This window comes from Brachybacterium sp. AOP29-B2-41 (assembly GCF_052378395.1).
GTDB lineage: Bacteria > Actinomycetota > Actinomycetes > Actinomycetales > Dermabacteraceae > Brachybacterium.
Map to the genome: position 1 here is coordinate 354,322 of NZ_JBQSXR010000001.1, position 24,147 is coordinate 378,468.

A 24,147-nucleotide genomic window follows, 5' to 3' on the forward strand; every position below is an offset into this window, starting at 1 on the left:
CTCCTGACGACGATGAGGTGACTGCTCAGCCTAGCGGCGCAGTCTGCGGCGTCCCAGGTAGACCTGCCGGAAGCGGCGCTCGGCGTGCCGATCTCCGAGCAGCAGCAGCTGCCCGGGGGCGGAGGGGATCGACTCGGTGTCATAGCCCACGGTGCCGTCCTCGTCGAGGACCGCGACGATGTGGCAGCCGGTCCTGCGGCGCACCGCGTCATCGCGCACCGATCGGCGCACGAGCGAGGCGGGCCGAGGCACCAGGAACAGCTCGTTGCCCTCGGCGACCAGCACGCGATGGCTGAGGCCCGCGTGGTTCCACAGGTCGGTCGCGCCGGTCGTGGCGTAGGAGAGCACGCTGTCCGCGCCGGCCCGGTAGAGCGTGGCGACGTTGCGCTCGTAGGTGGCGCGGGAGACCACCTGCAGCTCGGGCCGCAGGCGCCGGCAGAACAGCGTGAGGTAGACGTTGAGGTCATCGTCGCGCGGGGTGACCAGCACGGCCGAGGCGTTCTCGAGGCCCGCCCGGCGCAGCACCCGCTGATCGGCGGCATCCCCCTCGACCACGGCGTAGCTCGCCGTCCCCTCGAGCACCGAGTACGAGTTCTCGACCCGGCCCGGCATCACCTCGACGATCGTGTTGGGGATCCCCTCGTCGCTCAGCGCACGGGAGGCGGATCTCCCCACCCGGCCGCCGCCGAGGATCACGACGGGCTCCTCGGAGACCTCCTCGCTCTGGAACTGCTCGTCATACTGGGCGAGATCGGCCGCCTGCCCGGCGAGCACCAGCACCGTGCCGTCGGTGATCCGCAGATCCGGCGTCATCGCTCGCAGCCTGCCCTTGCGCATGATCGCGAGGATCCGCACCCGTGAGCGCAGCAGGGGGATCGCCTCCCCCAGCGTGAGGCCCACCAGCGAGGTGCCGCGGGCGGCCGCCTCGGCGATGAGGGTGGAGCCGAAGGAGCCGATGGCGTGGAACCGCCCGGTCGAGCCGAGCACGCGAGAGGCCATCTCCCTGCCCAGCACCGCTCCGAGCTCGAGCACGTGATCGGCGCCGGCGAGATCGAGCACGTCGACGGAGACCGGCTTCGAGGCGGTCACCGCGATCGGCACCCTGGCGGCGGCCTGGCGCACCGTGAAGGCGACGTTCGTGTTCGCGGTGTCCGAGAGCGTCGAGACCACCAGGCGCGCCCGCGATGCTCCGGCGTTGCGATAGGTCATCGCGGAGTCCAAGGGACCGACGATCACCTGTCGTCCCTGGTCATGCAGCTCTCCGGCGAGCGCGATGTCCTCGAGGACCACGACGGCGGCCACCTGCGACCGCTCAGCCCGGGCGGCGAAGGCCTGGTTGACCGCGTCGGAGCCCACCAGCAGCACGTGATCGCGCAGGGTCGGCGGAACCTTTCGCGGGGTCCGTGCGGCACGGCGCCGGTCCAGCCAGGGGGTGACGACGTACTGGATCACGAAGAAGGGAAGCAGCACCAGCATGTAGACGACCCCGCTGAGCAGCACCCACAGCGAGAACAGCCGGCCCAGGTCGGAGGTGAAGGTGATGTCCCCATAGCCCAGGGTGGACATGGTCGTGATGGTCCAGTAGACCGCGCTGGCCCAGGAGTGATCCGTCACCTCCTGCGCCATCAGGACTTTGAAGACCGCGGAATGGATGATCACCATCAGGGCGCCGATCCCGAGGATCACGACTCCGGCCTTCGACCGTCGGCCGACGAACAGAAGCCGCTCCACGCGCGTGCGCTCACCTGTCGACAGGCCCATTGCTGTCCTCTCCACGGCCGTTCGGGCTGCTCGCCCGTCCGGTGCTCTGACCCGGCTCGCGGGGTCCCTCGGTGCACAGTAGGCCTCACTGGGCACAGGGCGCATCCGACGGGGCCCCGCTGAGCGGAGCGTCACCGCCGGGCTGTGCGCTCGGCCGGCTGTGCTCAGGCGGTGTCGGGCCCGTTCTCCCAGGCATGGGCGACGAGCTCGGCCAGCGTCGCGGTGTCGATGTCCTCGAGCTTCCTGACCCAGACGCAGCCCGCACCCCGCCGGTGCTTGCCCAGCCGGTCCAGCAGCTCCTCGGAACGGGGGAAGCCCTGGATGCCGTAGAGCGCGAGCTCGGCCCTGCGGGGGCTGAAGCCGAGCTGGAAGGTGTCACCCTCGCGGCCGCTGGCGTAGCGGTAGTGGACCTCGCCGTAGCCGATCATGCTGGGCCCCCACATGGTGGCCCGCTCCCCCGTGGCCTCGCCGAACATCTCCAGCAGCATGGCGCCCTCGCGGCGGCGGCGCGCATCGAGCCCGGCGACGTACTGCGCCGGGTCGACCTCCGTGGCGTGGGTGGTGATGTCCGCAGCGCCCGTGCCCGTCGCACCCTTGGTCACGACGTCCTGTCGCTGTGCGGGCGCGGGCGGGTTGCGGAAGGGGACCCCATGGAGCTCGAGCACCGCCTGCAGCCGACGCCCGGCCGCCGGACCCACTCCATGCAGCTGCGCGAGCTGCTGCCAGTCGAGGCCTGCGAGCTGACCGACGGTGTGCAGATCGGAGCCGGCCAGGGCGCGAGCAGCAGGCCGGCCGACGCCGGGGACGTCTCCGATGGAGGTGGACAGGTCACTCATGGAGGGAGCGTAGAGCAGTGGCTCCCGCCGCACCTTGCACCCGCCGGTCTTCCCCCGGCTGTCTTCACCCGGCTGTCTTCACCCGGCGAGACCGCTGAGGCCGCTGAGACCTGCACCGTCGGCCCGGGCGATGGAGGCCCGGGGGACGAACTGCGTCGGCAGCCCGAGATGTGCGGGGTCCGCCTCCCGGAGGGTGCCCTCGTGGAGCATCTCGATCGCCCGCGCGCCCATGTCGTAGCGCGGCACCCGGATGGTGGCCAGGCCCGGGGTGACCATGGCGGCGAACGGGATGTCATCCCAGCCCACCACGCTGATCTGGCCAGGCACGTCCACGCCGTAGCTGCGCAGGCGCTCCATCAGCGCCAGCGCCATCAGGTCGTTGTAGACCAGCACTGCGGTGGCATCGGTCTGCAGCAGCGCCTCGGCCGCAGCGCGGCCGCCGTCCGCGGTGGGAGGGAAGGGACCGATCTCGACCCAGTCCAGCTCGGCTTCGGCGCAGATACGGCTGATCACGGAGCGGCGCGCCCGGTCCGAACGACTGACGGCGGGTCCACCCACGTATCCGAGGCGACGGTGTCCGAGCCGACGCAGATGCTGCACCGCCGCGGGGATCCCCGGCTCGGGATCGGCGTAGACGCCGGGCAGCTGAGGCGAGACCCGGTTGACCAGGCTGAGCCGGGTCAGAGTTGCGGCCTCGCGCAGGGAGTCCTCATCCATCCGGCTCGAGCACAGCATGATCCCGTCGACCTGCGGGGCGAGAGTGCGCACCAGAGGCAGCTCACCGTCCGGGGACTCCCCCGCGTCGGTGATCAGCAGCTGGGCGCCGAGCTGGTGGGCGCGCGCCTGGGCTCCCTTGAGCACCGCAGGAAAGAAGGGATTCTCGAGATCGGGCACGATCACCCCGTACACCCCGGCGCGGCCGGTGATCAGCGCGCGGGCGGTGCGATTGGGGCTGTACCCGAGGTCGGCCGCAGCTGCTCGGATGCGGGCCAGCGAGCTCGCGCCGACCATCTCGGGGCGCTGGAAGGCGCGGGACGCGGTCGCGATGGAGACCCCTGCCTGCCGGGCCACGTCCTTGAGCGTCACCGCCATGCTCGCCTCCTCTGCGACCTGCAAAGTTTGCAGTCACTGCGGAGAGCATAGCCGAAACATGGCCCTCCACCCAGGCCAAATGTATGCAATCGTTTACGATGTACGGCGATGGTGGCCGTCGGGACAGCGGACGTCCCTCACCCATCCGAAATGGAGAACTTCATGACCCTGCGCAACGACGCCCTCGAGGCGAGCATCCGCTACGACGGCTCTGCCCGCTCGCTCCAGCTCATCGCCTCCGCGGCGACCGCGCTGAGCTCCTTCGAGGGCGAGGCCGCTGCAGCCGGTGAGGGCCACGTGCTCACCGGCCCCCTGTCCACCGCGAACGCCAAGGCGCTGCAGGCCGCCTTCCCCGCGCTGCGCCCCCAGAAGATCGGCGGCCACCGCACCTCGATCGGCACCGGCGACCGCACCGGCCTCGCCACTCCCGGCCAGGCGCGCGCCTTCGCCACCCAGGGCGCCGGCGTGATGCCGGTCCTCGCCCAGCAGTCGATCCGCGAGATGGACCGCCTGGGCCGCAACGCCCAGTCCGTGATGGATGACGCGATCTTCGGCCTGGTCGAGGCCGGCTGGGACAGCGGCTTCGGCGCCGACTGCGACCACATCAAGACCACCGAGGGCATCGACCGCGGCCTCGACGCGGGCTTCGTGATGTTCACCCTCGATCCGGGCGACATGGTCGCCGACGTCACCGCCGGCGTCTCCGAGGCCGACGCCGCGGCGCTGCCCTGGGACCAGCTCGAGGACTCCCTCGAGGCTCTCAAGCAGCGCTACGTGGGCATGGCCCTGGACGTCGGTCATTCGCAGATCGAGGTCACCGAGCAGGACGTCCTCACCGCCGCCGTGAAGTACGGCCGCGCGGTCGTGGAGTCGATGCGCCTGTACCGCCACGTCACCGAGAACGCGAAGCACGAGGTCGAGATCGAGTTCGCCGTCGACGAGACCGCTTGGCTGACCACCTTCTTCGAGCACTTCTACATGGCCTCGGAGCTCAAGCGCCTGGGCGCCTCCTGGTTCAGCTTCGCCCCCCGCTACGTGGACGGCTTCGAGAAGGGCCTGGACTTCCTGGGTGACGCCGAGGAGCTGCGCACGAACCTCGAGGCGCACCACGCGATCTCGCAGCAGTTCGGCGGCTACAAGATCTCGCTGCACTCGGGCTCGGACAAGTTCTCGATCTACCCGCTGTGCGTCGAGGCCACCCAGGGCCTGGTGCACCTGAAGACCTCCGGCACCAGCTACCTGTGCGGCGTCGAGATCGTCGCCGCTCATGACGCGGAGCTCTTCTCAGCCATCTGGGACATCTCCCGCGCCTCCTACGTCGAGGCCCGCGCGAGCTACCAGGTCTCCGCCCACGAGGATCGCACCCCGACGTCGCTGGAGGGCGTGGACCTGCTGGAGCTGATCCGCTCGAACGACGCCCGCCAGATCCTGCACGTCGGCTATGGCGATTCGCTGAACGGGAAGGACGCCTCCGGCGCTTCGATCCACGACCGCTTCCTCGCAGTCGTCGCGGCGAACCAGGCCCAGCACACCGACGTCCTCGCCGCCCACATCGGGAAGCACGTCTCGCCGTTCGCGGCGCCGCTGGCTCGCTGATCCCGCAGCATCCTCAGAGGGCCGGTTCGCGTTTCAGCGCGGACCGGCCCTCCGGCGTATGGCAGCGGTGCAGCCCGGCGTTCCCGCCGAGCCGCGGGTCCTCGTCTCAGCCCCGCGTCTTCCGCGCGATCCGGTGCGGCAGCAGTATCAGCAGCGCGGCCATCAGGCCGAGCAGCAGCAGGCTGACTCCCACGGCGATACCCCGGCTGAGCACCACATCGATCACGAAGCCGGCCACGGCGCTCAGCAGCACCCCGAGCAGCAGGATGGCGGCGTGCAGCAACGTGTTGGCGGTCTTGACCATCTCGTCCTTGGCCCGCTGGCGGAACAGTCGACGGTGCATCCCGACCGGGGTCAGCAGCAGAGCGACGATCAGCAGAGCGAGCAGCAACAGTCCGAGATACCAGCCGATCTGGACCGGGTCGAGCTCCTCGAAGCGCGACTGGAAGGGCAGCACCACCAGGAACGCTGCGAGGATCTGGGAACCGGTCTGCAGCCCCCGGATTTCCTGGAGCAGCTCGTTCCAGTTGCGATCCAGCCGCTCGGCCGCGGATTCCTCACGCTGGTAACGCCCCGCGGTCGGCTCCTGCGCGGCGGGCGAGACCTTGTCCGGGCCCTCGCCTGGAACCCCGTCTGGACCCTCGTCTGGAACCTCGTCTGGAACCTCGTCTGGAACCTCGTGGACGCCCATCGGCTCAGTGTAGAACCAGCGTCGGCGGTGCAGGACCCGCCCCGGCGGCACGGCCGGTGTGCGGGCCGTGGAACGAGGCTCTTCCCGGTTCGTGGTGATGGGGAGCGTCGCGTCGTTGACGTAGAACGGCTCGTGGTCCTGCTGTGATGGGTGTTGTCAAGACATCCGAATCTCAGAGGACCACGAGCCTGTGCACGAGAGTACTGGTTCGCAGCGTGATGCTGCGAGCACGATCTTCAACTTGCCCAATTACCGCGTCATCGATGCCGTCGACCTGCCCGACGGGGGCCGGCGGGTGGTGATCGCCTCGACCGTCCCGCCGGGCTGTCCGTCCTGCGGCGTGCTGGCGACGAAGGTCCATTCCCGCCGGTCACAGCAGGTCCGGGACGTTCCCGTCGCTGGCGCAGCGGTGGTGGTGTGGGCCAAGCGGCGCTGGTTCTGTCTGGAGCCGGCCTGTGCCCGGGGCACGTTCGCCGAGGCCACCGAGCAGATCCCGCGATACGCACGCTCGACGACCCGACTGCGGGACCAGGTCGTCTCTGCCGTGATCCGTTCCGGCCGTGCAGCCTCCGAGGTGGCCCGGGCCCACGGCGTCTCGTGGTGGCTGGTCCAGGCCGCCCTCAGCGCCGCCGCAGTGGTCCTGCCTGACGTCGACGACGTGCGGGTCAGGCGTCTGGGGGTCGATGAGCACCGCTACCGGTCAGTGCGCTGGTTCCGCACCGACGAGGGCGCTTGGAGACGGTTCGAGCCGTGGATGACGACGCTGGTCGACCTGGCCACCGGGCAGGTCCTCGGCATCGTCGACGGCCGGGACTCCAGGGCCGTCGGGGATTGGCTCGCGCAGCGCTCTGAGCAGTGGCGGGAGCGGATCGAGATCGTCGCGATCGATCCCTCGGCCGCGTTCCGCAAGGCGCTGCGGACCTGGCTGCCTCGCGCCGCGGTCTCGGTCGACAAGTTCCACCTGGTCAAGCTCGGGAACGACATGGTCACCACCGTCAGGCAGCGCCTGGCCCGCACCCATCGCGGTCGTCGGGGCCGCAAGGACGACCCGGCCTGGGCCCACCGGATGCTGCTGCTGCGCGGCGGCGACACCCTGACCCCGAGGGCGTGGGAGCGGTTGGAGAGGGTGTTCCGCACCGACGACCCCACCGACGAGCTCTCGGCCTCCTGGGGCATCAAGGAGCAGCTCCGACGCCTGCTGGCCACCGACACTCTCGCCCAGGCCTGGCAGGAGCGGATGCGGATGGGCTACTTCGTCCAGATCGCGAACATGCCCGAGGCCACGAAGCTCTACGACACCGTCGTGACCTGGTGGGACGCCATCGAGGTCCTCATCGTCACCGGCGCAACCACCGCGAAGGTCGAAGCGGGCAACACCGGCATCAAGAACATCAAACGCACCGGCCGCGGATTCCGCAACGCGGAGAACTACCGGACGCGTATCCTGCTCACCAGCGCCGCGAGAACCGTAGCGTGAATACCCGCCACAGCAGGGTCATTCACCACGAACCGCGAAGAGCCTGGAACGATGGGTGCCAGGACGATATGAGGAGTCGCGGATGCTGGGTGCGTTGATCGGGACCGCCTTCTGGTGGGCGGTGTATCTGCTGGTGTTCCGTCGGGATCGCCGACGGGTGCGCAACGGGGTGCTGCTGCTGATCGCGCTCTATTCGAGCCTCTCGACGCTGGCTCGCCTGGTCTCCACCGCGCTGCCCCTGGGCGATCTGCTGGTGCTCGTCGGGGCTGGCGTGGCGCTGCTGGGCGTGCTGGTCCTGGGCGTCTTCCTGGTCTGGAACGGGTTGACGATGGTGCGCAAGGAGGGACGCTCTCTGGGCAACCTGCTCTCTGCGCTGGCGGGACTGGCACTCCTGGGAGCGCCGGTGGGCTCCGCGGCAGCGGTGCTCACGATGACCCCGCTGGGCCTCGGCGCCGGGGCGCTGCTGGCTCTGCTCGCCCTCCATGTGGGGTTGGCGTTCCTTGTGTTCCTGTGCGCCTCGATCCCGTACCAGCTGTTCCCGCGGCAGCTGGCGACCAGCGGCGTGATCATCCACGGCTCCGGGCTGATCGACGGCAAGGTCCCGAAGCTGCTGCGCAGCCGGCTGGACCGCGCAGTTGCAGAGCGCGAGCGGCTGCTCGGCGCCGGGCTGGATCCTCTGCTGGTGCCCTCGGGCGGCCGCGGCGACGATGAGCCGCGCGCCGAGGCCGAGGCGATGGCGGAGTACCTGATCGAGGAGGTGGGGGTGCCGGCGGAGCGGATCCGGGTCGAGGCCGCGTCCCGCACGACCGCGGAGAACCTGCGCTTCTCGCACCAGATCCTCGACGAAGCCGGTCATCAGGGCCCGTACGTCGTCTCCACCAGCAGGTATCACGCGTTCCGTGCCGCTCTGCTCGCTCGGTCGCTCGGGTACGCCGATGAAGCGATCGGAGGGCCGACGGCGTTCTACTTCGTGCCCAGCGCCACCCTGCGCGAGTTCCTCGCGATCCTGTCCTACCGCAAGCTCTGGCTCAGCGTGGGCTTCCTGCCCTCACTGGTCTTCGTGGCGCTGCTGGTGCGAGCGGCGACGCTCGCGGTCTGAGCACTCCGCCGGCTAGGCACTCCCCCGGCTGGGTACTCCCCCGGCTGAGGACTCCCCCGTCCGGGCGGCGCCGCGTCGCGTCAGCGGCGCCGCGTCACGTCAGCGGCGCCGCGTCACGTCAGCGGCGCCGCGTCACGTCAGCGGCGCTCGTCGAGCGAGCGCACCCCGCGCCAGGCGGCGGGGATCAGCACGGCGGCGATACCGGCCTTGACCAGGCCACCGGCGACGAACGGCCACACCCCGGCGGCCAGGATGCCGCCCAGGCCCAGCTCCGCACCCATCACGGCGTTGAGGATCATGGCGAGGTAGGGCACACCGAGCAGGAACGGCACCACGCTCGCGGCGACGAAGCCGGCCATGGCGAGGAACGGCTTGCGGTCCCAGGCGCGCTCGGCGAACCAGCCCGCCACGAAGGCGGCGGGTACGAAGCCGAGGATGAACCCGAAGCTCGGGGAGAGGACCGCGGCCGGCCCGCCCGTGAACTCGGCGAACACCGGCGCACCTGCCAGCCCGACCAGCAGATAGGTGAGCAGGGCCGTCGCGCCGCGGCGGGAGCCCAGCGCGGCGCCGACGAGGATGACGCCGAGGGTCTGACCGGTGATCGGCACCAGCGGCAGCGGAATCGTGACCTGGGCGAGCAGGGCCACGATGCCGGCGCCCGCGAGCACCAGGCCGGCGTCCTGCAGGCGGGTGCGGTGCGGGGCCAGGGCGTCGGCCAGGACAGGGCGGCGGGCCGGGATGGCGATCGCGGACATGGGGCTCCTCGGGAACGGTCGGATGCAGCAGGGGCCAGCCTACGCATTGACCGCATCCCGTCGCGACCGGTCCAGCGCGCTGCGAGCCAGGCGTTCGCAGTCCGGCGCACAGACCCCGGTGTTCACCACCTCGCGATCACCCCTTGCTGATCACAGTCTGCCGATCACAGTCTGGCGATCACCCCCAGGTCGGTCCTCACCCACCACGCACCGCTCCCCCGCCGCTCCGGCGGCCGTGCGTAGCGGTACTCGAAGTACCGCACCCGGATCCCCGTCGGCGCCCGACCCTCGAACGGATCGGTGCGCAGCAGGCGCCGTACGCCGGGGTCGCCGCTGCGCAGCTTCTCGAGCAGCGCCACGAACCAGGCCTGCGGGCCGGGACGCAGCGCCAGGAACCACATCTGCCAGTCCAACCGCAGGTGATAGGGCGCGAACTGCCTGGAGCGCCGGCGCACGTCCCCGGGCTTGCCCTTGAACTCGTACGGCAGCCATTCCTCCTCGTCAGCGGTGTCCGGGTCCGGGGCGCGGGTGCCCTCGATGACCACCTCGAAGCGTCTCTCCGTCATCGATCCGAAAGCCCCGTAGGCGTTGACCAGGTGGAAGCGGTTGAAGCTCGCATTCATCAGCTGCCGGGACGAGAAGAGGTTGCGCAGCGGCTTCCACGAGAGCACGAGCAGCCCCGCGAACACGGCGAGGATCAGCAGCTGCCACCACAGCGGCGAGGCATCGACGGCGGGCGGGGCGCCGGCTGCGAAGGGATCCCCGCTCCTCGGCCATCGCGGCCAATGCTGCCATCCCCAGCCCGGCCAGGGCCCGCCGGTCGCCCAGCGCAGGAACGAGTCGCTGATCGCCGCGAAGGCGACCAGGATCGTCAGCCAGTTCAGCCAGGCGTAGTTGCCGGTCAGCACGAGGAAGAGCTGGGTGAGGATCACCGCGACCGCCGCGATCGAGGCGAACGGCTGCGGCAGCAGGATCAACCAGATCACCCCGAGCTGCACGGCATGGCTGCCGAGCACCTCGAGTCGGTGCCACCAGCGCGGCGCGAGGTGGGCCAGGCGGCTCAACGGACCGGGCATCGGCTGGGTCTGGTGGTGATGATCCATCGCGGTGAGGTCCCGCCAGGACTCGTCGCCGCGCAGCTTGATCATCCCTGCCCCGAACTCGAGGCGCAGCAGCATCCAGCGCAGGAAGAACAGGATCAGCAGCGGCGGCGCGACCGCGTGGGAGCCGAGGAAGCCCACCAGGAACCCGCACTCCAGCAACATCGATTCCCAGCCGAAGCCGTAGAACACCTGGCCCACGGAATGTATCGACAGGTACAGCAGCCACATCACGCCGAACACCGCGATCATGGACCATGCGGGCCCCTGCTGCGGCAGACCCACCACCACCGCGGCACCGAGCACGATGCCCACCAGGCACATCACCCGCAGCAGGCGATCGCTGTACGGGGTCCGGCGCCAGCGGAACAGAGTCGGCCCGGCGCGGTCGCCGACACGCTCGAGGAACTCAGTCGCCGGGAGCAGACCCCGCTCCCCCAGCAGCACGGGGAACTGGTGGAAGCTCGAGAGGAAGGCGAGCATGAACACCGCCGCGACCCCCCGCTGGATCACCTCGCGGGCGATCAGATGGTCGTGCCCGTCCAGCAGGGCGAGCCAGCTCGTCCATTCCATGGCGTCCACGGCGTCCACCTCCGGGCTCGGGGTCTCCGCCTCCGATCATCCGCCGCCGGGCCGGAACTGTCACGGGCGCGCCCATGTCCCGGCGCCGACTCCCGCGCTCACAGCACGAAGGGTGCGAGGGTGCTGGCCGCCCACCAGCTGCAGGCGCCGAGCACGAGGGCGAAGCTCGCGGTCCACATCCAGGCTGGCACCGGGGTCAGCTGGGCGAGCTGGGCCGGATCGTCGGAGCTACCGCCGCCGGTGATCACCGCCCCCAGGTGACGCCAGGCACCCAGCAGCAGGAACACCCCGGTGGCCAGGGTCAGCAGCGCGGCGAGCGCGGGACTGCCCCACCACCAGAGGGCGCCGACGCCCACAGCAGTGCCGAGCACCGCGGCCAGGGTGTGCAGCGAGCGGGAGAAGAACAGCGAGAGCACGAGCACCACCAGAGCGATGGAGAGGGCGGTGCGCGCCCAGCCGTGCAGGGAGATCTGGACCAGCAGTGCGCCCACGATGGCGGGGGCCGGGTATCCGGCCCAGGTGGAAGCCACCCGGCCGACGCCGCGCCGCGGGCCGACGGTGACCGCGTGACCGGACATGTCGGCGCTGACCACGAAGCCGGTGAAGCGTCGTCCCATCAGGATCCCGATGACCGCGTGGCCGAGCTCGTGCACGATCGTCACCGCGAGCCGGGCGAACCTCCACAGCGGAGGCAGCACCACGACGACCAGTGCGAGGACGAGCGCGAGCAGTGTCCACCAGCCGGTGGCGGGCGCAGCGTCGGGCATGAGGCGGCCCGTGATCTCGCGGCCGATCTGCTCGAGGGTCATGGAGCCATGGTGACAGCTCCGGCCTGGAGCGCGCTGGGAGCGTGCCAGACTGTCCGCACCCGTCGACGACGACTCGAAGGACCTGGTGGCACCGCATGCCGGACATCGACCCCGCCCTCGCCCGATGGATCACCGCCCCCGGTGAGGATCCGCAGAATCCGCTCCTGCGCATGTCGTTCGAGCTGGCCTCGCCGCCGGTCGCGGCGCGGCTGCTGGTGACGGGCCTGGGCACCTTCCGCGCCTATCTCAACGGCGCTCCGATCAGCGACGGTCTGCTCGACCCGGGGCTGACGGATCCTCGCCGACGGGTGCAGGTGTGCGAGGTGGACGCTGCGGAGCTGCTCACCCGCGGCGAGAACGTGCTCGGCATCGAACTGGGCCGCGGCTTCCATGCGACGACCACCCCGAACGAATGGCGCTGGCATCTGGCGCCCTGGCGGGGCCCGGTGCGGGCCTGGGCGCGGCTTCGGATCGATCTGGCCGACGGCACCACCCGGGCGCTGTCCACCGGGGAAGGGTGGCGCACCCGGCCGGGCCCGGTGGTCTTCGACTCGATGTACGAGGGTGAGACCTTCGCTCCCACCGAGGACCCGGCCGCATGGCGGTTGCCGGGCTATGACGATGCCGGCTGGGCGCCGGTGCTGGTGGACCGTCCCGGCAGCGGGTCCCGCCGGGCGCAGAGGTCTGCTGAACCGCTGCTGGTGCACCAGGTGCAGGAGCCCGTGGTGGTGCGCGAGGAGCTCCTCCCGACCCTGGTCTCCTCCACTCCGCAGCGGGTGGTGCTGGATATGGGACGGGTGATCGCCGGCTGGTGCCGCTTCACGCTCCCCGCTGAGGTGGGGCCGTGGGCGCCCCCGGTCGAGTTCGTGGCACGGCACGGGGAGAAGCTCCTGGCCGACGGCACAGTGGATGACGTGAACCAGCACATCCACACCGATCGCTTCCAGCAGGACCGGGTGCTGCTGCAGCCTGCCTTCGCACGTTCCTTCGCCCCGCGGCACAGCTACAAGGGGTTCCGCTATGTGCAGCTCGAACCGCTCTCGGGCGACCTGGCTGGGCTCCAGGTCACCGGGGTCCTCGCCCATGCGGATCTTCGCGAGGTCAGCAGGCTGAGCTCGTCGGATCCGTATCTCGAACAGTTCGACGCGGCGATGCGCGCCTCCCTGCTGAACAACATGCATCACGTCCCCACGGATACCCCGATCCAGGAGAAGAACGGGTGGACCGGTGATGCGCTGACGGCGCTCGCGGCGATGACCACGAGCTTCGATATGCGCCGGATGCTGCGCAAGTGGTTGGCGGACCAGGTCGACGGGCAGCGGGCGGACGGATCCCTCGCGGTGATCTCGCCGAATCCGGACTGGGGGTATGACGAGCTCTCGCCCGCCCCGGAGTGGACCTGCCTGCTGCCGACGCTACTGGACGAGATGGTCACCGAGTACGGCGAGGTGGGGCTGGTCGCGCTGCACGGTCCAGCGGCGGCGAGCTATCTCGCTCATGAGCTCTCCCGACGTGACCAGGAGGGGCTGATCTCGGGGGTGCTCGGCGACTACCTCAGCCCGGGCAGCCCCGGCCCTGCCCCGGAGGACAAGCGCCTGTCCGGTTCGCTGTTCGTGGCAAGGGCCCTGCGCTCCCTCGCCCATGCGGTGGACCTGGCCACGCTCGAGAGCGGCGGTGCGGGTGGTGACCCCTGGACCGCGAGCGGCGAGAGCATCGAGGGGGTGCCGGATCCGGAAGCATTGCGGGCCGACGCCACCGCGCTGGAGGAGGCGGTGAACGCCGTCTTCCTCGACCCCGTCGCGGGTCGCTACCGCGATCCCGGCACTCTAGAAGATTCCACCGCTCCAGAGGATTCCGCCGCTCCAGAGGATTCCGCCGCTCCCGAAGATTCCGGCACTCGCGCCGAGGGCGGGAGGGCGAACACTGCGGATTCTCCCGGCCCTGCGGGCGCTGCCGCACCCGCCTACCGCCAGACCAGCAACCTGCTGCCCCTTGCCTTCGGGACGGTCCCGCCCGAGCACGTCGAGGCGGTGGTGGCGAATCTGGTGGCGGATATCGAGGCGCGCGGGGATCACCACGACTGCGGGCACATCGGAGTGCGCTTCCTGCTGCCGGTGCTGTCGGCGCACGGTCATGGCGAGCTGGCCTGGCGGGTGCTGAACTCGCCGACCGCGCCGGGATGGAAGGCGTGGCTGGAGGCGGGGAATTCGACCTTCATGGAGATGTGGGAGAACCCCCGCTCCTGCTCCCACTACTTCATGGGCACCCCCGCGACCTGGCTCCATGAATGGGTGGTGGGGCTGCGGCGAGGGCCCGACGGATGGCGGGACTTCGTGGTCGAGCCCGATCCGCGGGTGCCGGTGGCCCACATCGCCTTCTCCCGCGAGACGGATCTCGGGGAGATCGTGATCGAGGTGGTCCGCGAGGAGCGCGTGATGACGCTGGTGGTCCCTGAGGGAGCCCGTGCACGGGTGCTCCTGCCCGGAACCGAGAAGGTCTGCGAGGCAGGGCGCCACGTCGTGACCTGGTGACAGCACGACGCCCGCCGTGCCCGGCCGAAGCCGGACCCGACGGGCGTCGAGGTCATGCGGCCGATACGTAGATCGGCCGGAGCGCTCAGAGGGCGCGGATGTTCACTGCCTGCAGACCCTTGGGGCCCTGCTCGGTCTCGAACTCCACGCGCTGGTTCTCCTCGAGGTCGCGACGGCCGGTGCCGGCGATGGCGCTGAAGTGAGCGAACACATCGGCGGAGCCGTCCTCGGGGGCGATGAAGCCGTAGCCCTTGTCGGAGTTGAACCAGGTGACGATGCCAGTAGCCATGGCGATATTCCTTCGTTGTCGTGAACCACATTCGTGGCCCGGGTATCCGTGACGACGGCGCCGCCGCGGATGGGTTGTGCCCCTGGCGTCACGGCGACCGATGCGGTCACCGCTGCCGTTCTGGGGGGCGGGTGCGGCCACGAGGGCCGCCTGAGCCGCGGCCAGCGACACGAAGTCGCCGATGCGGCCGAACTGGGGCCCGTAGGCCGTGTGGACCGGCGCGTCAGCGGAGGTGCTGACGACATGGCCGGCGAACTCTCCGGCGAGCGTGGCGACGTGGACGTCGTCATCGGCTCGGAGCCAGGAGAGGGTCTGGTGCGCTGCAACGGCTGCGGTGGCAGTCATCGGCGCGATCGTGAGGTGTGACGCAGAAGCGTCGTCGTACAAAGGCGGTGCGGAGGAGGTAATGAAGTCCCAATTTCGTCGGAAGTGCTGCGCGACCGTCGTCGGTCGCCTCCGAGGGAGGCATCCTGCGCCGTGCGTGTCTTCCACAGATCCTGCCATATGACCGGGCCGTGTGGACGACTTCGAGAAGACTACGGCATGAACCCTTGTGCTCGAACCCCGATGTGACCCACCGTACGTCCGGGACATCGCGACGGCATCGCCCCCGGGGCCCCAGGCCCTCAGTCCTCCCAGCGCACCTGTGCGGGCTCCTTGTCCGGGCGCCATCCGCGCCAGACCGGATGGCGCAGGCGACCGTCCTCGGTCCGTTCGGCGTGCTGCACCTCGCCCACCAGATCCGCGCGCACCCACTCGGCGTCACGGCGATCCGCTGCTGGCACGTTGTTCGCCGCAGGGGTCTTCCGGGTCCGGGAGCGGAGGGCGGTGGCGATCTGTTCGAGATCTCGGCCCGAGAAGCCGCTGCCCACCCGTCCCGCATAGCGCAGGACACCCTCGGTGTCGGGGACAGCGAGCAGCAGGGAGCCGAGGGTCCCAGAGCGCTCCCCCTTGCCGTGTCGCCACCCGATGACCACGACCTCCTGGTGGTGGGCGTTCTTGAGCTTGATCCAGGTGCGCGAGCGCTTCCCGGCCTGGTAGATGCCGCTCTCCTTCTTCGCCATCACCCCTTCGAGCTGCAGCTGCTGGGAGATCTCGATCGCATGCTCGACGTCACCGTGGTCGGCGTGGGGCAGCTGGACGTGCTCGGTCACGCTGACGGCGTCGAACAGCGCTTCCCGGCGTTCCAGATAGGACGCTCGCACCAGCGACTCACCGCCGCGGACCAGCAGGTCGAACAGCATCACGTGGACCTCGACCTCCTCCCGCGCTCGGGCGACGTCGCGCTCGCGGGTCAGCCCGAGTCGCTGCTGGAGCCGGGAGAAGGACGGCCGGTCGCTCCCATCCAGCGCCACGATCTCCCCATCCAGCACGGTCTCGCCAGCGACCCTGAGCTCCGGGTCCACGGCGTCGTGCAGCTCCGCGAGCTCGGGGAAGGTCGCGGTGAGGTCGTTGCCGCCACGGCTGGTCAGCCGCACGGCACCCTCGGTGACGGTCGCGATGACGCGCACCCCGTCCCATTTCATCTCGAAGGCCCACTCGTCCTCCTGGCGAATGTCGCCTCGAGTGCCGAGAGTCGCGAGCATCGGTGAGAGCGGCTCTCCCATGCCGGCCGCGCTCGACCCGGCCGGCTCCTCGTCCTCGCTGCGCCGCGGAGGCTTCCGCGACCGCGTGGTCGGCGCGCTCTGGGGTGCAGACCCGCCGCCCTCTCCGCCCTCGCTGTCGCCGTCACCGTCGGGCTGGTCCTTCATGAGGTGCAGCAGCCAGTTCGCCGCCGCCTTCTCCTTCGCGGCGGCGGACTTCCCTGATCCGCCCATCCCGCCGGTGTGGATGAAGGCATAGCGTCGCGGAACCCCGCCGAGGCCGCCGTCCGGGCGACCGTGGCAGACCACGATCACCTCCTTGCCCTCGCGCCATTTCTCGATCTCGACGGTGCCGGTATCCCAGAGGGCGACCTCCCCACCGCCGTACTCCTGTGCGGGGATGGTGCCTTCGAAGGTGCCGTACTCGAGGGGATGGTCCTCGGTCTGCACGGCGAGCCGGTTCTGGTCCGTCTCCAGCGGCGGGCCCTTCGGCACCGCCCAGGAGACCAGCACCCCGGAGTGCTGGAGACGGAAGTCCCAGTGCAGGCGTGAGGCGTGATGCTCCTGGATCACGAACATCGGCTCCTCGGAGTGCAGAGCCTCGAGCGCCTCCTGTGCAGCTGCGGAGCCGGTGTCCGGGTCGCGCTTCGGCGCGGGGACGGGCTCGGGGGTCTTCTCCGGGTCCCGCTTCGAGCGATACACCTCGAGCCGGTCCCGGGCGCGCTTTACCGCGGGTGCCTTCCCTGCGGCCGCGATGCCCAGCGGTGCGATCGGGTCGATGCCCTCCTCGAGCCGCTCGAGCACCTCGGCCATCTCGAGCTGTTCGAGGCCGGGGTCCTCGATCTCCTCCCAGGTGCGCGGGGCGGCGACGGTGGGCCGCAGTCTTCCTCGCAGCGAGTACGGGCAGATGGTGGTCTTCTGCCCGTTGTTCTGCGACCAGTCCACGAGCACCTTGCCGCGGCGCGATGACTTCTTCATCTCGCTCACGACCTGCTCGGGGTGGTCCTGCTCGAGAGCCCGGGCCAGCTGATGCGCGACCTGTGCGATCTCGTCGGCCGTGCTGCTGCCGTCCAGCGGCGCGTACAGATGGATCCCCTTGGATCCGGAGGTCACGGGATAGGAGTCCAGGCCCATATCGGCGAGGATCTCGCGGCACCATCCCGCCACGAGAGCGCAGTCCGCCAGCCCTGCGCCTTCTCCGGGATCGAGATCCAGGACCATCCGGTCGGGACCTGCGGGTTCGAGGTGCTCGTCGAAGCGCCACTGCGGGGTATGGATCTCGAGGGCTGCGAGCTGGGCGAGCCAGACCAGCACCGCGACCTCGTCCACCAGCGGGTAGGTGGCGGTGGCCTCGCTGTGCCGGATCTCGGCGCGCGGCACCCAGTCCGGTGCGTGATCCTCCAGATCCTTGCGGAAGAACGCCTTGCCGGGCCGCTCGGTGGTGCCGACCCCGTCGACCCACCGTTTTCGCGTCGCGGGACGACGCGCGGCCTGCGGGATCAGCAGCGGCGCGATGCGGTGGAAGTAGTCGATCACCTCGCCCTTGGCGGTGCCCGTGGAGGGGTAGAGGATCTTGTCGAGGTTCGACAGCTTCACCCTCCGTCCGTCCACCTCGACGTGCTGTGCGGGGATGGCCATGGGCCCACTGTGCCCCCGATCGCCGCATTCGTCACGCCCCGGGATCGTTCATCTCCCATAGGTGCACAACCGTCCGACCGCTCGTTCCTGGTCACCGCCGGTTCTCCGTGATGTCATGGGGCATGCGCGCAATCTGGAGCGGTGAGATCACCTTCGGACTGGTGAACGTGCCGGTGAAGCTCTACGGGGCCACCCGCTCGCACGACATCTCCTTCCATCAGGTCCACGATGAGGATCACGGGCGGATCCGGTATCAGCGCACCTGCGAGGTGTGCGGCCGAGAGATCGACTACGAGCACATCGACAAGGCCTACGACGATGGCGACAAAACGGTGGTGCTCACCGACGAGGAGCTGGACGCGCTGCCGGCGGAGGACAACGACGAGATCGACGTCGTGCAGTTCGTGCCTTCGGATCAGGTGGATCCGATCCTGCTCGGCACCTCGTACTTCCTCGAGCCGGTGGGGCGTTCCGCGAAGGCGTATGTGCTGCTGCGGCGCACGCTGGAGGAGACGGAGCGGACCGCTGTCGTGACCTTCACCCTGCGCACCAAGACCCGCCTCGGGGTGCTGCGGATCCACGGGGACCTGCTCGCGCTGCAGACCCTGCGCTGGCCCAAAGACCTCAAGGAGGTCGACTTCGGCCCCAAGAAGTCGAAGATCAGCAGCAAGGAGCTGGCGATGTCGGCGTCCCTGGTCGAGCAGTTCAGCGATGACTTCGACCCTGAGCAGTTCACCGACGAGTACCAGGCGCAGCTTCGCGAGCTGGTCGACGCCAAGCTCGAGCAGGGAGACTCCGTGGACACCGACGCGACCTTCGGGAAGGACAGCTCGAAAGACGAGGCCGACGCGGCTGGCGGCGGCGGGAAGGTCATCAGCCTGATGGACGCACTGGAACGCAGCGTGCAGAAGCGCCGCGGATCGGGATCATCGCCGGCACAGCAGAAGGACGAGACGGAGAAGAAGGGGTCGGGCCCGACGCGGAAGAAGTCGGACTCGGCGAAGAAGTCCTCGCACTCCACGGCGTCGAGCGCGAAGAGTTCCGGTGCCTCCAAGAAGTCCGGCGGTTCCAAGAAGTCCGGCGGTTCCAAGAAGTCCAGCGCCTCCAAGAGTTCCGGCTCCTCGAAGAAGTCCGGGTCCTCGGCCAAGAGCACAGGCACGAAGACCAAGGCTCCGAAGGCCAAGAAGGCTGCAAAGAAGTCCTCCGGTTCGTCGGCGGAGCGCTCGAAGAAGTCGGCGTAGGCCTCACCTCCCAGGGCACCGTCCGCCTCCGCCCTGCTCTCGCAGGGGCGAGGCGCCGTCGGCACCGAGGATCCTCATGGCGACATCTCCCGCGCTCGACGGGATCCCTGGGCTGCGACCACGGCGATCAGGGCGAGGGCGAAGCCGCCCAGCTGGACGGCCGTGAGCTGCTCGCCGAGCACGAGGAAGCCGAGCACAGCCGCAACGAGTGGGGAGAGCACCGGGAGGAACGCAGCGCTCCCCGCTGGCATCAGACCCAAGCCCCGGAACCACAGCACGTAGGCGAGAAGCCCTCCCACAAGCGCGAGCCAGGCATAGCCCATCGTCGCCTGCGCGTCGAGCGCCGGCGGCGTGCCTTCGACGGCAAGGGCGAGAGGGAGGATGATCAGGCCGCCAGCGGTGAGCTGCCAGCCTGCGAAGGCGATGGGGCCGACGGGTGGCCGCCACCGCTTGGACAGCACCGTGCCCACCGCCATCGAAGCCACGCCACCGATGCCCGCGAGGATGCCGAGCGAATCGAGCGCGGCATCGGGCCCGAGCACCGTGGCTGCGACTCCGAGCACAGCCAGGACTCCCCAGATCAGCCGACGCACCGTCGGCCGCTCCCGGAGCAGGACAGCGGCGAGCACCGCGACCAGCAGCGGCCCGGTGGCGCCGAAGACTCCCGCCACTCCCCCGGGCAGCAGGTAGGCGGCGAGGAACAGCAGCGGGAAGAAGGCGCCGATGTTGAGCGTGCCCAGCAGCAGGGAGCGCCACCACCAGTGGCCGTGCGGGAGGGCGCGGCCGAGCGCGAGGGCGAGCAGGCCTGCCGGCAGAGCGCGCAGAGCCCCGGACCACAGGGGATGATCCGGAGGCAGCAGTTCGGTGGTGACGAGATAGGTGGTCCCCCAGGTGATCGGGGCGATCGCCGTCAGCGCGACAGTCAGCGCGGCGGCCGACCCAGGGCGCGGTGCCGACGGCGTGCCACTCGCGGAAGCATTCCCGCCCCGCGATCTTTCGATGTCTAACTGTTTCATGGTTGAGAATGTATGCCTGCGATAGAGTCCCGTCAAACAGTTAGATGTCGAAGGTTCGCTCACGCTGGCCCCACCGCGAGCGATCCATCCGCGCCAGGAGGGAATGACATGGCAGACCGCGTGAGCGACTTCCTCGCCCAGTGGGCCCGGGAGCGACCGGATCTCGACGCCACCCCGATGGGGGTGATCGGACGCCTTTCGCGGGTCGACGAGATTGCCGGCCGCACGCTGCAGGCGACGTTCCGGGGCGTCGGCCTGCATCGCGGGGAATTCGACACCCTCGCCGCCCTGCGACGGTCCGGGTCCCCGTTCACCCTCACCCCTGGCGAGCTGGCCGCCTCGAGCATGGTCACCGGCGCCGCGATGACCAACCGCCTGCAGCGTCTGGAGGACAAAGGGCTGCTGCAGCGGACGATGGACCCCTCCAACCGGCGCCGCGTGCTGGTGCGCCTCACCGACGCTGGGCGGGAGCTGGTCGACGAGATCGTGGTCCCCCATGTCAACGCCGAGCAGGAACTGTTGGACGCCCGGCTCACGCGCGAGGAGCAGACTCAGCTGGCGAAGCTGCTGGAACGCTTCCTGGAGAACTCGGGCGACGTCTCCACCCACGACACGAGCAAGGACTGACCCGCATGGGCAAGAACCTCAGCCACCAGAATGCGTCGGGTCGGAGAACGACTGGCGAGCCGTCCCAAACACAGGCCCAGACACCGACGACCATCGTCATCACCGGCGCGTCCGACGGGATCGGCGCCGCCGCAGCCCGTCAGCTCGCCGGCACGGGCGTCCGCCTGCTCGTGGTCGGTCGCTCACCGGAGAAGACTGCGGCCGTCGCGCGGGAGATCGACGCCGAACACTTCATCGCCGACTTCGCTCGTCTCGATGACGTGCGCCGCCTCGCGGCGGAGCTCTCAGCGGCGACCGCCGAGCACGGCATCGACGTGCTCGCCAACAATGCCGGCGGAATCTTCGGCGACCGCACCCCGACCGTCGACGGTTTCGAGAAGACGCTCCAGGTCAACCACCTCGCCCCGTTCCTGCTGACTACTCTCCTGCTGCCACGCCTGCTGCCCGGGGGCGCCTCGGTCGTGAACACCTCAAGCATGGCGAACCGGCTGTTCGGGCACCTGGACCTCTCCGACCTCGGCAACGAGCGGAGATACAGCCCGCGCAAGGCCTACGGGGATGCAAAGCTCGCGAACGTGCTGTTCACCCGCAGCCTGCACGCGAAGTTCCACGACCAAGGGCTCTCTTCCGCGGCATTCCACCCCGGGCTGGTGCGCACGAGCTTCTCCGCCGGATCGGCGAGTTCGATGCGCTGGTTCTATCAGTCGCCGCTCGCGCGCTTCGCACCGATGATCAGCCCCGAACAGGGCGGCGCGACCCTGGCCTGGTTCCTCACCGGCGTGCCGGGTTCGACCTGGACCTCCGGGCGCTACTACGACCAGGACCGGCCCACCACGCGCGTGAACCCGCAGGCCGACGACCTCGCTCTCGCCGAGGGGCTGTGGCAGCGCAGCGCCGAGCTGGTGGGTCTGTCCCCCACCCGCTGACGCCCGGTGACGCCCGGTGACGCCCGGTGACGCCCGGTGATGCCCGGTGACCGAGGCTGCCGATCGCGTACTGCTGAGCGCCCAGCGCTCGGACGGTGTGGAGCCACCCAGCCGGACGGGGCAGGATGGGCGGTCAGGACCCCACCCCGATCAGCACCAGGAGCCCCCCATGACCGCAGTCGTCGTCACCGCGATCTTCTACCCCAAGCCCGGCAAGAAGCAGGAGCTGGCCGAGGCCATGCATCGCGGCATCGCCGCCGTGCACGGAGAGAACGGCTGCGAGCTCTATGCGATCCACGACGCCGAGGACGGCACCATCACGATGATCGAGAAGTGGTCCTCCGTCGAGGCGCTCGACATCCACGGCGACAGCGATGAGGTCAAGATCCTGCGCGCCGATGTGGCGGACCTGGTCGAGAAGCCGGGCCTGGTCACCCGCATGACCCCCATCCCCGCAGGCACGGAGGCGCAGGGACAGCTCTGACCTCTGAACCCGCCGGAGCCTGGTTCTGCCCACAGCAGAGGCTCCGGCGGGGTCGTCGCAGGCGGCGTACCGTCATCCCATGACCACGCTGGAGCCTCTGCTGCGAGAGCTGATCGGCGGCGCCCTGCGCCGTCGCCGACGAGAGCGCGGACGCACTCTCGCCGATGTCGCCGGGCAGGCCGGGGTGAGCATGCAGCACCTCTCGGACGTCGAGCGTGGGCGCAAGGACGCCTCGAGCGAGATCCTCGCTGCGATCTGCGGAGCGCTCGGCGTGACGGCCGCCCAGTTGATGTCCGAAGCGGCACAGCCCTCGGCTCGGTCCTCAGCGCAGTCCGCAGCGCGGTCCTCAGCTCAGTCCTCGGCTCTGCCCGCAGCCACGCCCGCAGCCCGGTCGTCGGCCCAGCCCTACGCCCGGCCCGTCCTGCTCGACCTCGCCCGTGCTCCGCGCTCGGCGCCGCCTGAGCTCGAGATCGAGCCTGAGCTCGAGCTCGGGGCGAGGTCCGTCGTCAGCGGACGGCACCGACCCTCTCTCCGCCCGCTCCGCCCGCGCGACGTCATGCTGTCGGCCGCCTGAGCAGAATCTCGTCGGCGAGCCCGTATTCCACGATCGCCGCGGCATCCAGCACCCGCTCGCGTTCGAGGTCCTGCCTCACCTGCGAGGCGTCGCGGCCGGTCGACTCTGCGAGCAGCTGTTCCAGCTGGCGGCGCACCCGTTCGACCTCCTCGACGGCAAGGATCAGGTCCGGGATCGCTCCGCGTCCGCTGGCCTCGAGCGGTCGCAGCACCGCGCGCGAGTGCGGCAGCACGGCCCGCATCCCGGGAGTTCCCGCGGCCAGCAGCAGCACCGGCGCGGCGACGACCTGGCCCACGCAGGTCACCGCGATCGGGCTGCGCACATAGGCGAGCGCGTCGTGGATGGCGAGCACTGCCTGCACGTCCCCGCCGGCGGAGTTCAGGTAGATCTGGATGGGGGTGTCCCGCGACTCGTTCTCCAGGTGCAGCACCTGGGCGATGATCGTGTTCGCCACCCCGTCGTCCACCTCGGTGCCGAGGTAGACGATGCGGTCGCTGAGCAGGCGGGAGAAGATGTCGGCCGTCCGCTCGCCGCCGCCTGCGGTGCGCTCGATGACGCTGGGGATGGTGTAGCTGCTCATCGTCCGAGTCCTGTCGTCGTGGTGGCGGACCGCATCGGGAGGATCTCGCGGAGGTCGGCGACCACCTGGTCGCAGAATCCGTAGGCGACCGCGTCGGCTGCGGACCAGAAGCGGTCGCGCTCCGAGTCGCGGGCGATCGTCTCTCGCGGCTGCCCGGTGCGCTCTGCGGTGATGTCGATGAGCAGATCGCGGTTCGCGCGCAGGTCCTCGGCCTGGATCTCGATGTCGGCTGCAGAGCCGCCGAAGCCCGCGGATCCCTGATGCATGAGCACCCGCCCGTGCGGGAGGATGCTCCGCTTGCCGGGGGTGCCGTGCGTGAGCAGGTACTGGCCGGCGCTGTAGGCCATGCCCAGAGCGACGGTGCGCACATCGCAGGGCACCAGGTCCATGAGGTCCCCGATCGCGAGCATGGCGGGCACCAGCCCGCCAGGAGAGTTGATCAGCAGCGTGATGTCGCTGTCGGGGTCCTCGGCGGCCAGGAGCAGCAGTCCGGCGCTGAGCTGGGCGCCATTGTCCTGATCGAGCTCCCGATCCAGCAGCAGGACGCGCTGGTGGAGGAGGCCGAGATCGATGCGGTCGGTGAGGGCGGCGGTGGTCGTGGCTGGAGGTGAGGTGGTGGTCATGTGGCGAGTCTTCGCCGGGCCGGTGGCGCGGCGCCAGCATCTCCGCTCTGGGTTGATCAGTCCTGCGCTGATCAGTTCAGGGCTGATCAGCTGTGCGCTCATTAGCTGTGCGCTGATCGGCCCAGCGTTGAGGGGCCCAGCGTTGATAGGGCAGCGTTGATCAGCCCTGGGCGGAGGCCGGCCCGGCGCGGGTCCCCCGCCGTGTGAACGCAGATCACGGCAGGCTCGCCAGGACCC

21 protein-coding genes are annotated in these 24,147 nt (G+C 70.0%); 9 read left to right on the plus strand and 12 right to left on the minus strand.

The annotated features are described in order from the left end of the window. Positions 1-30 precede the first annotated feature (30 nt). The 3 genes from ACT3T9_RS01650 to ACT3T9_RS01660 all read right to left on the minus strand — a co-directional run bounded on the left by ACT3T9_RS01650 (position 31) and on the right by ACT3T9_RS01660 (position 3,689). On the minus strand, positions 31-1,761 hold the full coding sequence (locus ACT3T9_RS01650; RefSeq protein ID WP_444605825.1) for a potassium channel family protein: 1,731 nt from the start codon (positions 1,759-1,761) through the stop codon (positions 31-33). Positions 1,762-1,925: 164 nt separating this feature from the next. Beyond that, on the minus strand, positions 1,926-2,597 hold the full coding sequence (locus tag ACT3T9_RS01655) for a DUF1801 domain-containing protein (RefSeq protein ID WP_441443883.1): 672 nt from the start codon (positions 2,595-2,597) through the stop codon (positions 1,926-1,928). A gap of 78 nt (positions 2,598-2,675) precedes the next feature. Then, the gene (locus ACT3T9_RS01660) at positions 2,676-3,689 is read right to left on the minus strand and encodes a LacI family DNA-binding transcriptional regulator (protein WP_441443884.1); all 1,014 of its coding nucleotides are present in this window, start codon (positions 3,687-3,689) and stop codon (positions 2,676-2,678) included. Positions 3,690-3,851: 162 nt separating this feature from the next. Here ACT3T9_RS01660 and ACT3T9_RS01665 point away from each other — a divergent pair, with 162 nt between their 5' ends. Beyond that, positions 3,852-5,285, plus strand: coding sequence for a tagaturonate epimerase family protein (locus ACT3T9_RS01665; RefSeq protein ID WP_444605826.1), 1,434 nt, complete (start codon positions 3,852-3,854; stop codon positions 5,283-5,285). A 106-nt stretch (positions 5,286-5,391) separates the two neighbouring features. Here the strand turns inward: ACT3T9_RS01665 and ACT3T9_RS01670 are convergent, their stop codons facing one another. Beyond that, positions 5,392-5,976, minus strand: a complete 585-nt coding sequence (locus ACT3T9_RS01670; RefSeq protein WP_444501799.1) for a DUF6328 family protein — start codon at positions 5,974-5,976, stop codon at positions 5,392-5,394. Between the two features lie 190 nt (positions 5,977-6,166). Here ACT3T9_RS01670 and ACT3T9_RS01675 point away from each other — a divergent pair, with 190 nt between their 5' ends. After that, positions 6,167-7,453 carry an ISL3 family transposase gene (locus tag ACT3T9_RS01675; RefSeq protein WP_073884858.1) on the plus strand — a complete coding sequence of 429 codons (1,287 nt, stop codon included), beginning with the start codon at positions 6,167-6,169 and terminating at the stop codon, positions 7,451-7,453. A gap of 82 nt (positions 7,454-7,535) precedes the next feature. Next, a complete protein-coding gene (locus tag ACT3T9_RS01680) occupies positions 7,536-8,552 on the plus strand; it encodes a YdcF family protein (RefSeq protein ID WP_441443887.1) in 1,017 nt (338 codons plus the stop codon). A 137-nt stretch (positions 8,553-8,689) separates the two neighbouring features. Here the strand turns inward: ACT3T9_RS01680 and ACT3T9_RS01685 are convergent, their stop codons facing one another. The 3 genes from ACT3T9_RS01685 to ACT3T9_RS01695 form a co-directional block, all read right to left on the minus strand. Further along, entirely contained in the window at positions 8,690-9,307 is a 618-nt protein-coding gene (locus ACT3T9_RS01685) for a biotin transporter BioY (protein WP_441443888.1), read from the minus strand. A 164-nt stretch (positions 9,308-9,471) separates the two neighbouring features. Then, positions 9,472-10,980 carry a lipase maturation factor family protein gene (locus ACT3T9_RS01690; protein WP_444501809.1) on the minus strand — a complete coding sequence of 503 codons (1,509 nt, stop codon included), beginning with the start codon at positions 10,978-10,980 and terminating at the stop codon, positions 9,472-9,474. A gap of 107 nt (positions 10,981-11,087) precedes the next feature. Further along, a complete protein-coding gene (locus tag ACT3T9_RS01695) occupies positions 11,088-11,798 on the minus strand; it encodes a M50 family metallopeptidase (protein WP_441443889.1) in 711 nt (236 codons plus the stop codon). A gap of 95 nt (positions 11,799-11,893) precedes the next feature. On the opposite strand from ACT3T9_RS01695, the gene ACT3T9_RS01700 reads away from it, so the two are divergent. Further along, on the plus strand, positions 11,894-14,329 hold the full coding sequence (locus tag ACT3T9_RS01700; RefSeq protein WP_444592520.1) for a family 78 glycoside hydrolase catalytic domain: 2,436 nt from the start codon (positions 11,894-11,896) through the stop codon (positions 14,327-14,329). Positions 14,330-14,414: 85 nt separating this feature from the next. On the opposite strand, the gene ACT3T9_RS01705 is transcribed toward ACT3T9_RS01700, so the two are convergent. Together ACT3T9_RS01705 and ACT3T9_RS01710 are read right to left on the minus strand one after the other, a co-directional pair. Continuing rightward, positions 14,415-14,618: a cold-shock protein gene (locus ACT3T9_RS01705; RefSeq protein ID WP_299300980.1), complete on the minus strand. Its 204-nt coding sequence runs from the start codon at positions 14,616-14,618 to the stop codon at positions 14,415-14,417. A gap of 626 nt (positions 14,619-15,244) precedes the next feature. Next, a complete protein-coding gene (locus ACT3T9_RS01710; protein ID WP_441443891.1) occupies positions 15,245-17,839 on the minus strand; it encodes an ATP-dependent DNA ligase in 2,595 nt (864 codons plus the stop codon). 122 nt (positions 17,840-17,961) lie between these two features. Here ACT3T9_RS01710 and ku point away from each other — a divergent pair, with 122 nt between their 5' ends. Further along, the gene (gene ku / locus ACT3T9_RS01715) at positions 17,962-19,080 is read left to right on the plus strand and encodes a non-homologous end joining protein Ku (RefSeq protein ID WP_444605827.1); all 1,119 of its coding nucleotides are present in this window, start codon (positions 17,962-17,964) and stop codon (positions 19,078-19,080) included. Positions 19,081-19,154: 74 nt separating this feature from the next. On the opposite strand, the gene ACT3T9_RS01720 is transcribed toward ku, so the two are convergent. Beyond that, positions 19,155-20,096, minus strand: coding sequence for an EamA family transporter (locus tag ACT3T9_RS01720; RefSeq protein WP_444605828.1), 942 nt, complete (start codon positions 20,094-20,096; stop codon positions 19,155-19,157). A 108-nt stretch (positions 20,097-20,204) separates the two neighbouring features. On the opposite strand from ACT3T9_RS01720, the gene ACT3T9_RS01725 reads away from it, so the two are divergent. From ACT3T9_RS01725 to ACT3T9_RS01740, 4 genes are all read left to right on the plus strand, one after another. Next, on the plus strand, positions 20,205-20,723 hold the full coding sequence (locus tag ACT3T9_RS01725; RefSeq protein WP_441443894.1) for a MarR family winged helix-turn-helix transcriptional regulator: 519 nt from the start codon (positions 20,205-20,207) through the stop codon (positions 20,721-20,723). 5 nt (positions 20,724-20,728) lie between these two features. After that, positions 20,729-21,649 (plus strand): SDR family NAD(P)-dependent oxidoreductase, encoded by a 921-nt coding sequence (locus ACT3T9_RS01730; protein WP_444605829.1) that lies wholly within the window; start codon positions 20,729-20,731, stop codon positions 21,647-21,649. Between the two features lie 169 nt (positions 21,650-21,818). Further along, a complete protein-coding gene (locus tag ACT3T9_RS01735) occupies positions 21,819-22,133 on the plus strand; it encodes a putative quinol monooxygenase (RefSeq protein WP_444605830.1) in 315 nt (104 codons plus the stop codon). A 79-nt stretch (positions 22,134-22,212) separates the two neighbouring features. Continuing rightward, positions 22,213-22,707, plus strand: a complete 495-nt coding sequence (locus ACT3T9_RS01740; RefSeq protein WP_444605831.1) for a helix-turn-helix domain-containing protein — start codon at positions 22,213-22,215, stop codon at positions 22,705-22,707. On the opposite strand, the gene ACT3T9_RS01745 is transcribed toward ACT3T9_RS01740, so the two are convergent. Together ACT3T9_RS01745 and ACT3T9_RS01750 are read right to left on the minus strand one after the other, a co-directional pair. Next, positions 22,688-23,287, minus strand: coding sequence for a ClpP family protease (locus ACT3T9_RS01745; protein ID WP_441443897.1), 600 nt, complete (start codon positions 23,285-23,287; stop codon positions 22,688-22,690). The two genes, ACT3T9_RS01740 and ACT3T9_RS01745, sit on opposite strands and share 20 nt — an antisense overlap. Then, the gene (locus tag ACT3T9_RS01750; RefSeq protein WP_441443898.1) at positions 23,284-23,910 is read right to left on the minus strand and encodes a ClpP family protease; all 627 of its coding nucleotides are present in this window, start codon (positions 23,908-23,910) and stop codon (positions 23,284-23,286) included. Before ACT3T9_RS01750 ends, ACT3T9_RS01745 begins: the two co-directional genes overlap by 4 nt. Positions 23,911-24,147 lie beyond the last annotated feature (237 nt).